Raw genomic sequence first — 11,068 nt, 5'->3', positions numbered from 1 at the left:
TCAGGCGGGTCTTTTCTGCACGATGCGCCACGCTTTCCGCGCACTTAACCGCGCTTCCCGTCCGCGCCTCACCCATCCACCTCACCCCGCCATTAAAACGCCGTTAAAGCAAAAGACGTGCCGTTATCTGGAAAACAGGGGGCCAGAACAGGCGCGTAAATTCTGATTTTTATGAGATTCATAACTCAAATCGATAAAATTTTTCACCAGAAAGTTATTAGAAAATCTTAATAGTTTCCAATTGAATCCATTGCATGTCAGAATGCATAACACTGTTAAGAACAAGTTTGTCCCTGCGATCATTCAGTTCGCTTTAACTATCGCATTCGCTGGCGCTTTTCTTACCCCGAAACCCGCCGCCAAAGTGCCCGCTATCACGCATTCACAACAGGTGCAATGGTTTGAATTCTCAAAAGTCTTAGGTAGACTAATCGCGTTACTATCCTGATGTAATCTGACCTTTTTCTTTTACAGAATTTCGGCACGATGCGGCGCGATAAACAGCGTCTCCTGCATCGGGCCTGGCAATATGCAGATACTTTGATGAGATCACGAGGAACATGGTGAAAAAGAGTCTTGCGTTAACGCTGCTGGCGGTGCTTACCCTGGCAGGCTGTAAGGCCCCGCCGCCGCCCGTTACAGATGATACGCTGGTCACCAGCGAAATTAACGGCGTCAAACTGGTCCATCGACACGCTGTCGCGGCACCGACGGAATTCGAACCGGTCAACCAGACCTGGCGCGCACTCTATGGCGCCTCCGTCATGACCTCGCCTGACTACGGCGGCAAAGTCGTCCGCTATCTCGAAACGGGTAAACCTTTTGAAGTATTAGGTAACGTCGAACACAACTGGCTGGCGATTGCTGACCAGGCCGATGGCCCGTTAATTGGTTATGTTCCGTTAAAAGCGGGCGTGGAAAGTAGCCGCTACGATGCCACCCTGCAGAGCGATCGCCCCCGTCCGCGCAAAGCGAAACAAGTCTGTGTCGCCGTGGGCGGCGCCAGCAAAGCCTGTCGGACGAACGATACCGCGACCTGGATCTTAGACTGATTATGAAATCCGGCGCATATTGCCCGCAGCACTGTCCCGGTCTGCGGGTACAGGGATTTGCCATTGGCTGGAAGATCACGAATTAATGACTGTGGAATCTCCGGCGCGTGAAGCGCCTCCCTCAGGCAATGAGAATCTCTTACTGCAGGCTGCCGCGCCACTGCTGAACGCGGTGGTGCAGATTCGTCAGGCAGCCACGCATGACGACCCTGCAGGGCTGCGCCAGTCGCTGATCGATGAAATCCGCCAGTTTGAACAACGCTGCAAACAGGCCGGGCTGCCGTTTGAAATGATTATCGGCGCACGTTACTGCATCTGTAGCGCGCTAGATGAAGCGGCGGCACAAACCCCCTGGGGCACGCGTGGCGTCTGGTCAGGCAACGGCATGCTGGTCACCTTTCACAACGAAAGCTGGGGCGGCGAAAAATTCTTCCAGCTGCTCTCACGCATTTCACAAAGCCCGCAACAGCACCTCTGGCTGCTGGAGGTAGTGCAGTACTGCCTGCTGCTGGGCTATGAAGGCCGTTATCGCGGCAGTGAAAATGGCCGCATCCAGTGCGAAGGCATCCGCAAACGCCTGAAAATCCTGATTGATGAGACGCGTGCTCAGCGCCAGACGCCGCAACCACCGCTGGTGGAGGTGCATCCGCTGGTCAGCACCCTCGCCCGCCCGATGGTGCCGCTCTGGGCCTGCGCTATGCTGGTCGCGCTAATCGGCTGCCTGATCTACAGCGGCCTCAACTGGCGACTCGGCAACGCTGCCGAACCGCTGCTGCGCACGCTCTATCAGATGCCGCTTCCGCAGATCACTGCAGGTCGCCGTCCCTCTTCTCCGCAGGCACTGCTCGATCTGCGCCAGCGCCTGAACGATGTCATTGCCGCCGGACAGCTCGAAGTCAGCGACGGCGCCTTTGGCAGCAAAGTGATCATCCCGGCGGACAAACTCTTTGCCGAACAGGGCACCGTGATCAACCCGGTTGGCCGCGCGCTGATCGCCCGCGTCTCCGCGGCCATGAAAGATGTGAAAGGCACCATTCTGGTCTCGGTCTTTACCGACGATCATCCGGTGGATAACAGCCGCTTTGCCTCCAGTTACGAATTTTCTTTTGCCCGGGCCCGCGCTATCACCCAGTTACTGCAGCTTCAGCTGGCTGACGGCCATACGGTGCGATCTGAGGGCCGTGGCGACAGCGATCCGCTCCTGCCTAACGACAGCAGTGAAAACCGTACACGTAACCGCCGCGTTGAAATCACCCTGTTTGCCGCGCCTGAAACGCTCAGTAATCATCAAGGAGCACAATAAATGCGCGCTTCTCTTCGTTTGCTGCTCACGCATCGTCTGCTGTGGAGCTTTATTGGCGTCACGGCGCTGAGCTGCCTGGTCTGGATGCTCGGACCCTTCTGGTCATGGGGCGAATCACGCCCGCTGGAATCGGTGCTGCCGCGCCAGCTTACCGTAAGCGTTCTCTACTTTCTCTGGATCCTGTTCCAGCTGATTCCGTCACTCTACCGTGCCTGGTTCAACAGCCGCCTGCTGACGCAGCTCGAAGTAAGCGGCAACGACGATCCGGCAGAACGTCAGATCACAGAAGAACGACTCAATCAGCGCTTCAGCGAAGCGGTGTTACAGCTTAAGCGCACCCAGTTTGGCCGTCGTCACAGCGGCAGCCTGCTGTCGCGCATCAACGCCAGTTATCTCTATCAGCTGCCCTGGTATCTGGTCATGGGTGCGCCGGGTGCCGGCAAGACGACCGCGCTGTTTAACGCCGGGCTCGACTTCCCGCTGACCGACACGCTGGGCAAAACGGCCATCCGCGGCGTCGGCGGCACCCGTAACTGTGACTGGTGGTTTACGGACAGTGCAGTCCTGATCGACACCGCCGGTCGCTATGCGCTGCAGGAGAGCCAGCGCGTGCGCGATGCGGCGGAGTGGCACACCTTCATCAACCTGCTCAAACGTTACCGTACCCGCCAGCCGATTAACGGCGTCATCATGACCATCAGCGTGGCCGACCTGCTGAGTGACTCTGCCGAAGCCCGCTTCGCCCAGGCCAGCGCGCTGCGTGAGCGCATGGCGGAACTGCATCAGCAGACCGGCATTCACTTCCCGGTGTATGTGATGGTAACCAAAACCGATTTGCTTAAAGGCTTCATGAGCTATTTCGGCGCGATTGATAAGGCACGACGTGACGCAATCTGGGGATTCACCTTTAACCGGGAACCGGCTAAGCCACACAAAGATGACTGGCATCGCCATTTTGGTCAGCAGTTCCAGCGGCTGGAACAGCAGCTTCAGGAGCAGCTGGCGGAGCAAATGACGCAGGAACGCGACCTTAACGAGCGTGCTGAGTGCTTTCTCTTTCCGCAGGAGTTCGCCTCGCTGCGTCCGCTGCTGAACGAATACCTGGATGTCGTCTTCTCTGATCATCAGGATGCGGTTGCCTGGAGCCCGCGTGGCCTCTTCTTCACCAGTGGCACCCAGGAAGGTCTGCCATTTGATCGGGTCATGGGGGAACTGAGCCGCAAACTGCAACTCCGTCAGGCAGGGGAACACTCGATCGCCGCCTGGGACAGCGTGAACCGCAACAGCCCGATCCCTGGCAACAAAGGCCAGAGCTTCTTTATTCGTGACCTGCTCAGCAATCTGATTTTCAAAGAGAGCGGTCTGGCGGGCAGCAACCGCCGCTGGGAGTACCGTAATCAGCTCTTCCACTGGATAGGCTATGGCGTGCTGGCGGGTGCTCTGTTGATTGCCACGGGTCTCTGGAGCCTCAGCTACTATCAGAACCAGCACTATCTGCAGCAGGTCGCCGCGCGAATACCGGCGATCCGCACACAGAGTCAGCAGGTGATTCATCAGCCTGCTGATAATATTTTTGATCTGCTACCCTTTCTGAATAACCTGGTGAAGCTGCCGCTGTCGGAACGTTTTTCTCTCGATAATCCGCCGCTTACTATGCGGGCCGGCTTATATCGCGGCAGCCAGGTCAGCGATGCCGCATGGGTGCTTTATCAAAATGCGCTTAAGTCTCTGCTGCTGCCCCGTGTCGCTCAGCAGATTACAAACATCCTGCGCAACGATCCGGGTGACGATAATGCCTACAGCCGTAATGCGCTGCGCGCCTATCAGATGCTCTATCAGCCACGCAATTATGATGGCGAGTTTTTGCGGGCCTGGCTGCTGCAGAATTTACAGCGAAGCCTGCCCGATACGGTCAGCGCCCGCGACCTGCAACAGCTCGACTGGCATCTGAGCCAGCTGCTGGATCAGCAGATACAGTCGTCGCCTTATGCGCGGGATAATGCCCTGATGATGCGCAAGCTGGCTGAAAATCTGAACATTGCGGGTCAGAACGGAGCGGTGCTGGCAGTGTCGCCCGCGCATCCGGCGCCGCAGTCAAACCCGCACAACGGGTCATGGTGAGGTGAATATGGCGGTTTACACGGCCCCCGGCTGGTATGGCAAGCTGCCGTCAACCGGTGACTTTCTGCATCGCCGGCTGAGCGAGCAGCAGATCGGCCCGTGGAATCACTGGTTTCAGCAGGGATTGATCCACTGGCATCAGCAGGCCTGGTCCTTCAGCGCGGACTTTCTTCACGCGCCGGTGTGGAACTTTGTTCTGCCGGTGACCGCGACCCGGCCGCAGATACAGATGGGCTGCTTACTGCCCTCCTGTGACCGCGTCGGGCGCGCCTGGCCGCTGCTGGCGCTGCACAGTTTTTCGCTGGCGCAGTGGCATCCTGCCCAGCTGACCATCTCCGGCGACTGGTTTCAGGACCTGGGCGCGACGCTGTTGCAGGCGGTGCAGACGCCACTGAATGGTGAGCAACTGGAACAGCAGATCCAGGCCCTGCCGCCGCTGATGGTGCCCGCGCGGAAGCCGTCCGAGATCATGGATGTGATTGGTTTTCAGGATCTGCCCTGTACGCTGAGCTGGCGTGAAGTGGCTGAACGTTTCGATCCACAGCAGCATATGAGCTACTGGTGGAGTAACCGCAGTGATGGTTTTGCCCATGCGACCCACAAGCATAGCGGCAACCTCACAGCGCAACTGTTTTCGTTACTGTTTAACCCGGCTGCAGGTTCACAGCCGGGGCGTAATGGCCTCTATCCTCCGATGTTCGAGTGAGGCCGGATGCGTTTGCCGTCTAATCTGGGATAACTCATGCAATTTACCATTGTGCAATGCACTACGGATGTTCCGGTCAGAAGCGTCGCGTTTCAGCCCCCTGGCGGCACCATTGGCCGCAGTCAGGACAACGATCTGGTGCTGCCGGATGAAACACGCGCAATTTCGCGGCTGCAGGCGCTGGTTCACCTCTCCCATGATGGCGAGTGCCGCCTGACCAATCAGGGCAGCGTCACGCCGGTGGAACACAATGGCCTGACGCTGGGGCGCGGGATGCAGGTCGTGCTGAAACATGGCGATGCGCTGCGAATAGGCGACTATGCCCTGGAGGTGCGTGATCCCGCCTGCCAGGACACACAGAGCGATCCCCTGGCGCTGTTTGCCGGTGACAGCGCCGAGCCAGCCAATCCGCTGGGCATCCACGAACATCATGAGGTCGAGGCGTCGCTGCTGGTCAGCGAGACGCCACCTTCGCGCCATGAACGCCACACCGACGCCCGGCTGGCGATCGATCCGCAGGCCAGTGAGCCGCGCAGGGCGCTGACGACGCAGCCTGCAGACCAGGACAGACTCATCGCAGCCCTGCTGGATGGCATGGGGCTGAGCAACGGTCACGCCACGCCGGTGGATGAAGAGCAGATGCGCATCACCGGCCGGATGTTAAGCCTCTTCTCGCAGGGCACCGTGGCGCTGCTCTCGTCGCGATCCATCCTCAAGCGCGGCGTCAAAGCGGACATGACGATGATCCTGAACGAGGCAAATAACCCGTTCAAGATCCTGCCCTCCGGCAAAACGGTACTGATGCAGATGTATCAGAGCCAGATGCCTGGCTTTATGCCGCCGGAACAGGCGGTGCGCGATGCGCTGGTCGATTTGCAGGCCCACCAGCTGGGCATGATTGCCGGTATCCGCGCCATTATCGCGGCGATGCTGCAATCCTTTAATCCACAGCGGCTGGAGGAGCAGGCGCGCGCCGATGGCGTGGTGTCAAAACTGCCCTTCTCCACCGTTAAAAAGGCGGCAATGTGGGACTATTTTATCCGTAATTATCAGCGAACCGCTGGCGAGATCGAGGACGATTTCCACACGCTGTTTGGCGAAGCCTTTCTTCATGCCTATGACATGGAGGTCAATCAGTATAAAGACTCTCAGACGCGGGTGGATGAAGCATGAAGATCGTTTTTGCCAGCCGCTGCCAGCAGGGGCTGCGTGATGAGAATCAGGATCGCACAGGCGCCGAGCTGGATGAGCGTAAAGCCTGTTTCGTGGTCTGCGATGGCGTGGCCGGTCTGCCCGGCGGTGAGAGAGCAGCGCAACTGGTGCGTGACACCCTGCTGAGCCAGTTGCAGGCGTGTGAGGCGTTTACGCCGGAACGCACCCGTCAGGCGATTGAATATTGCCGCGTCGCGCTGCATGAGGAACAGGGTAAAAATCCGAAATATTCGCGTATGAGCACCACGCTGGCGGCCCTGTTTATTGACCGCGAAAAACAGCGGGCATGGTGGGCGCATGCCGGTGATAGCCGGGTTTATCACTTCCGGCGTGGCGTGCTGCATGAGGTCACCCGTGACCACAGCCTGGCGCAGCAGCTGAAAGAAGCGGGCTATGAAAATACCGGCATTAACAGTAATTTACTTTATAATGCGCTCGGCGCTGAGCCGCCTCGCTTAGTGAGCTTCTCGCAGGAGATTGCCCTTGAGGATGGTGATGCTTTTCTGGTCTGCACCGATGGTTTCTGGCTGAACCTGACCAGCGGTGAGATGGAGCAGGCGCTGCGCATGGTCAATGCCTGTGAAGAGTGGCTGGCTCTGATGGAACAGGCGGTAAGCCGCAGTGTAAAAAAAGACAATCTCAGCGCCCTGGCGGTCTGGATTGGTGAGCCGGAAGAGGCCACCCTGCTCTATTCACTGGCTGATTCGGCGCGCTTCCTGCCGCCTCGATTTTGATTCCAAGGATCCTTATGAAACTGTGGTTGCCCGGCATCATGACTCTGCTGATTGCCTTTCACGCCCAGGCTGAAAATTATCGTGTCGTCTACTCCCCCAGCCTGGCGCTGGAGGTTTATATCGACAACGTGGTGAGCAAAGCGCCTGATGACTGGTGTAAAGAGACGCTGCCCCTGCGCATCGTCTCCGGCAAAAGCAAGGATTCATCGGTGCTGACCACCTTTTTGCCCCGCGTCGGTACCCTGCTGGCGAATCAGTGTGGCTTACTGGATGAACTGCCCTGGCAGATGACCAACAAAGAAGGCGGCGTGCTGGCCAGCGGCAGCGCCAGCAAACTGCAGAACTGGCGGCCTATCGTGATGGCCGATGCCACCGCCAGCGCCAGCGCCACCAACGCCGCGCCGCTCGATCTGTCACGGCCCGCGGACAGCACGCCGCTGCAACATTTTGATCTTCCCAGCGGCTGCCATTTCCGTACTGCCTGGGATGAAAATGCCCGCACCCTGTTTATACCGGACGTCAGCAAGCAGCAGTGCTCACCGGATGGCTGGGCAGAGGGTAAAAGTGAGCTGATGCTGGCAACCCCGGAACAGACGACACCGGTGGCCGTGACCTTCTATCAGGGCTATCCCATCGCCAGCCTGAACATTCCGGACAGCAAGCTGGAGGTCATTGCTGCGAACAACCAGCGCATGATCGTCACGCGCGCAGACGCGGCTGACAGCTGGCTGGTCCTGCCCTTTGATACCCGGCAACATGTGTGGCGCTTCAACGGTGCCCTGTTGATCAAAATGGATAAGAATGCTGCGCAGCAGGATGCTGACGCTGTGAAGTCACGAGTCGATACGTTGCGCAGCCAGTGGGCGCCCTATTTCATGCCACAGCAAAAAGTGAATGTGTTACTTATCGACACCCTGCACGCGGATCTGGCCGATCCCGCTATCGGTGCCTGGCGTAACATCAATTAATTACCGCGCAGCCTGGCGAGCAGGCCGTGTACAGAGAGTTCACTATGTCGGCAAATGATAATCCGAAAACCGTTCCGAATGCCCTGCCTGACGGATACCGTTTTAACGAATTTGAGATCAAAGAAGTGATCGGCGGCGGCGGCTTTGGCATCGTCTATCGTGCCTGGGATCACCAGCTCGAACGCACGATTGCCATCAAAGAGTATATGCCGGTTTCACTGGCGGTCCGTGCCGCCGACTTAACGCTGGAGCTGCGCGGTGAGCGTTTCCAGAAGCTGTTTAATGCCGGACTGAACAGTTTTATACAGGAGGCCCGGCTGCTGGCCCGCTTTAACCATCCCGGCTTGCTGCATGTGCTGCGCTTCTGGGAGCAGAACGGCACCGCCTATATGGGCACGCTCTATTACAGCGGGATGACGCTGAAAGAGTGGCAGCTCACCAGCCCGGCGTCGATCCCGGAAGCCTGGATCCGTCGCCTGCTGCCGCCCCTGCTGGGTGCCATCAGTACTATCCATCAGGCGGGCTATCTGCATCGCGATATCTCGCTCGACAATATCCAGATTCAGGAGAACCAGCTGCCGGTGCTGCTCGATTTCGGCTCGGCGCGCAAAGAAATTGGCAACCTCTCCGATGAAACGGAGATCATGCTCAAACCCGGCTTTGCGCCGATTGAGCAGTACAGCGAAGAGGGGGAGGTCGAACAGGGGCCCTGGACCGACATCTACGCCCTGGGCGCGGTGCTGCATAGCCTGATTACCGGCAACCCTCCGCCGGTGAGCGTGGTGCGCTGCATTGAAGATAACTATCAGCCGCTGACAGAGCGCCAGCCCGAGGGCTACTCCCTGCCGCTGCTGCATGCCATCGACTGTGCGCTGGCGATGAAACCTGGCGATCGCCCGCAGACCATTGATGCCTTTGCCGCCCTCACCGACCTGCCCGTCAGCGATGTCGAGGCGGTGGTAAACAGTTTCCCGGTGCCGGGCGAGCCGCCTGTACTGCCGGCTGAAGAGCCCGCTGAGGTCACGGCACCGGTTGTAATGGCGATGAATCCGGCCTCTGCATCGGCGGAGCCGGTGACGCCGCGCGCGGTGCGCCGGCTGTCACCGGGATTACTGGCGCTGGCCGCCGTCGCGTTGCTGGCGGTGGGCATCACTGTCTGGCTGGCTAACCGCCCTGCCGCCGCACCGGAGCAGGTGAACAGCCGCCCGGCCGCAGCGCAGACGCCGCCAGCCGCCCCCCAGGCGGCGGCCGTGCCAGCGGCGCTGGCCACTGTCTATCTTAAACTTGCCAGCGGCGAGAGCGTGGCGCTGAACGGGCAGCCGGTCGAGGTGAAACCTGGCAGCAGCGGATTCGCGGCGCTGAATCTGGCGGCGGGACAGTACAGGATCGATGTCAGCAATGGCAGTCAGACGCATACCCAGTCCCTGACGATTGATAAGCCCGGCACCTGGCTGATTAATCCGGGTAACTGATTGCGGGATCGAAAAAGGGCGCGACCCTGTCGCGCCCCCCTGCTCAGGCCTGCTTCGGCCAGGCCTGCTGCAGCATCCGCACCTGCTGCGCCAGCCGGCTCAGACTCTCCTCCTGCACACCGCGTCGGCTCAGCTCCTCTTCCAGCGCAAACAGATACTGCGCATTCGTGCCCAGCGGGCCGCTGGCCGCCGCAATCAGGGGCGCAACCGCCTCCGGGCAGGAGTCCGATTCATAAAGTGGATGGCGCGGGTCCATAATAAAGGTCAGCGCCGTCACGCTGCGTCCATCATCAAGTTGCAGCTCACACCACGTTGGCAGATAGCAGCCGGTGATCATTTCGCGTTTCCACAGCAGCATCAGCTCTTCCTGCAGCCGCGCTTCCGGCAGCCGGAACGCCAGGCCCGTGGTGCGTCCGCCCTGCTTCAGCGCCAGCATCCGGCCAGGATGCGCGGCGGTGCCGCGACCTGCAATCAGCCGCAGGCAGAACGCCCGATGCCAGCCCTCCAGTGAGCCGGAGGCTACTTCATCCGCTTCGAAAATCGGATTCCACATCAGCGAGCCGTAACCAAAGATCCATACCGGGCTGTGATCGGGACGACAGGCCAGGGTGGCTGCCAGTGAGGCCGCACGCTGCTCGCAACTCCAGAGCAGCGTCTCTTCAATATCCCCGAACGACGTTTTACAATCCGCTTTTAATAGAAATTCCCGGGTAAGCAATGCGACCTCCTCAACTTCAACGGCGTCCTGCGAAAAGCTCCTGTAGCATGATCTCCAAAACGGCACTGCGTTTCGTTCATTAATCGACAGTAATCTATTTCCGCGCGGGGTTTCAAGCGTGATTCCGGTCGCAGGTTAAAAAAAACCAGATAATCCTGATAGCGCAGACGTAAAAAAGGGCCAGATATGCCTGGCCCTTTACGGTTTTGAGGCTAGCGGCCAATTAGGTTTTGCGGTGCCACTTATCATCGTCCCCTTTTTCATACTCTTTTTTCACGGCGGACCAGGCTACCTTGTGGGCCACCTCCTCCCGTGAGTCGTCGCCGCGACGATCCTCCGCCTCTTTGTACTGGTCCCAGGCACTGTTAAAGGCCTGCTGATAGATATCCTGAGCGTGGGCGGGCAGAACGTGCTGAACGCTGTCGGGTAACTCGCTGCGGTTTGAGTAAGGCATATCGGCTCCTGTGTCATGGATTCCTGCTAAGCCTGGCGCAGGCCCGGCAGATTGCAAACCCCGATTTATCGTCACTTAAGCAGAAAAATGCGCTTTAGCCCGGACAACTCACTATCAGAATGGGTTTTCTGCGGGTTTTAATGGCGGATTGTTGAGAAAGGCAAAGTGGTTCTCTGCTGATTATCCTTGCAATAATTGAGATAACATCAGGTTAATCCCCCTTTATGCTGTTATGCTGCTTAAGTAAAAAGTAGTAAATTACTCCCGTTCGGGGCGGTGAAAAGTTAAACTGCGGACTACCCTGAAACTGATTATATTTTTAACAGCA

Annotated in this window: 10 protein-coding genes; 8 read left to right on the top strand and 2 right to left on the bottom strand. The window is 58.5% G+C overall.

Going from position 1 to position 11,068, the window contains the following annotated elements; genetic code table 11:
- Positions 1-560: 560 nt before the first annotated feature.
- From ACNY69_RS04010 to ACNY69_RS03975, 8 genes are all read left to right on the top strand, one after another.
- Positions 561-1,052 (top strand): SH3 domain-containing protein, encoded by a 492-nt coding sequence (locus tag ACNY69_RS04010; RefSeq protein WP_199560011.1) that lies wholly within the window; start codon positions 561-563, stop codon positions 1,050-1,052.
- Between the two features lie 85 nt (positions 1,053-1,137).
- The gene (icmH, locus tag ACNY69_RS04005; protein ID WP_111140238.1) at positions 1,138-2,355 is read left to right on the top strand and encodes a type IVB secretion system protein IcmH/DotU; all 1,218 of its coding nucleotides are present in this window, start codon (positions 1,138-1,140) and stop codon (positions 2,353-2,355) included.
- Positions 2,356-4,476, top strand: a complete 2,121-nt coding sequence (gene tssM, locus ACNY69_RS04000) for a type VI secretion system membrane subunit TssM (protein WP_418797353.1) — start codon at positions 2,356-2,358, stop codon at positions 4,474-4,476.
- Between the two features lie 7 nt (positions 4,477-4,483).
- Positions 4,484-5,182, top strand: coding sequence for a type VI secretion system-associated protein TagF (tagF, locus tag ACNY69_RS03995; protein ID WP_111140240.1), 699 nt, complete (start codon positions 4,484-4,486; stop codon positions 5,180-5,182).
- 36 nt (positions 5,183-5,218) lie between these two features.
- Positions 5,219-6,355, top strand: coding sequence for a type VI secretion system-associated FHA domain protein TagH (tagH, locus tag ACNY69_RS03990; RefSeq protein WP_111140241.1), 1,137 nt, complete (start codon positions 5,219-5,221; stop codon positions 6,353-6,355).
- Positions 6,352-7,128, top strand: a complete 777-nt coding sequence (locus ACNY69_RS03985) for a PP2C family protein-serine/threonine phosphatase (RefSeq protein WP_293769758.1) — start codon at positions 6,352-6,354, stop codon at positions 7,126-7,128. Before tagH ends, ACNY69_RS03985 begins: the two co-directional genes overlap by 4 nt.
- A 14-nt stretch (positions 7,129-7,142) precedes the next feature.
- Complete coding sequence (locus ACNY69_RS03980) at positions 7,143-8,096, top strand: hypothetical protein (RefSeq protein ID WP_293769755.1); 954 nt, start codon at positions 7,143-7,145, stop codon at positions 8,094-8,096.
- Positions 8,097-8,140: 44 nt separating this feature from the next.
- Positions 8,141-9,568 (top strand): serine/threonine protein kinase, encoded by a 1,428-nt coding sequence (locus ACNY69_RS03975; RefSeq protein WP_111140244.1) that lies wholly within the window; start codon positions 8,141-8,143, stop codon positions 9,566-9,568.
- Positions 9,569-9,611: 43 nt separating this feature from the next.
- Here the strand turns inward: ACNY69_RS03975 and ACNY69_RS03970 are convergent, their stop codons facing one another.
- Both ACNY69_RS03970 and chaB read right to left on the bottom strand, forming a co-directional pair.
- On the bottom strand, positions 9,612-10,286 hold the full coding sequence (locus tag ACNY69_RS03970) for a gamma-glutamylcyclotransferase (protein ID WP_199560012.1): 675 nt from the start codon (positions 10,284-10,286) through the stop codon (positions 9,612-9,614).
- A gap of 223 nt (positions 10,287-10,509) precedes the next feature.
- The gene (gene chaB, locus ACNY69_RS03965; protein ID WP_111140246.1) at positions 10,510-10,740 is read right to left on the bottom strand and encodes a putative cation transport regulator ChaB; all 231 of its coding nucleotides are present in this window, start codon (positions 10,738-10,740) and stop codon (positions 10,510-10,512) included.
- Between the last annotated feature and the right edge of the window lie 328 nt (positions 10,741-11,068).

Source organism: Pantoea graminicola, from assembly GCF_048452665.1.
Lineage (GTDB): Bacteria > Pseudomonadota > Gammaproteobacteria > Enterobacterales > Enterobacteriaceae > Pantoea.
This window is presented reverse-complemented; position numbering and strand designations above follow the sequence as displayed.

What these genes read in the sequence shown, in the direction of transcription:
- ACNY69_RS03985 (WP_293769758.1), top strand. Translation starts at nt 6,352, where the DNA reads ATGAAGATCGTTTTTGCCAGCCGCTGCCAGCAGGGGCTGCGTGATGAG.
- icmH (WP_111140238.1), top strand. Translation starts at nt 1,138, where the DNA reads ATGACTGTGGAATCTCCGGCGCGTGAAGCGCCTCCCTCAGGCAATGAG.
- tagF (WP_111140240.1), top strand. Translation starts at nt 4,484, where the DNA reads ATGGCGGTTTACACGGCCCCCGGCTGGTATGGCAAGCTGCCGTCAACC.
- tagH (WP_111140241.1), top strand. Translation starts at nt 5,219, where the DNA reads ATGCAATTTACCATTGTGCAATGCACTACGGATGTTCCGGTCAGAAGC.
- ACNY69_RS04010 (WP_199560011.1), top strand. Translation starts at nt 561, where the DNA reads ATGGTGAAAAAGAGTCTTGCGTTAACGCTGCTGGCGGTGCTTACCCTG.
- chaB (WP_111140246.1), bottom strand. Translation starts at nt 10,740, where the DNA reads ATGCCTTACTCAAACCGCAGCGAGTTACCCGACAGCGTTCAGCACGTT.
- tssM (WP_418797353.1), top strand. Translation starts at nt 2,356, where the DNA reads ATGCGCGCTTCTCTTCGTTTGCTGCTCACGCATCGTCTGCTGTGGAGC.
- ACNY69_RS03980 (WP_293769755.1), top strand. Translation starts at nt 7,143, where the DNA reads ATGAAACTGTGGTTGCCCGGCATCATGACTCTGCTGATTGCCTTTCAC.
- ACNY69_RS03975 (WP_111140244.1), top strand. Translation starts at nt 8,141, where the DNA reads ATGTCGGCAAATGATAATCCGAAAACCGTTCCGAATGCCCTGCCTGAC.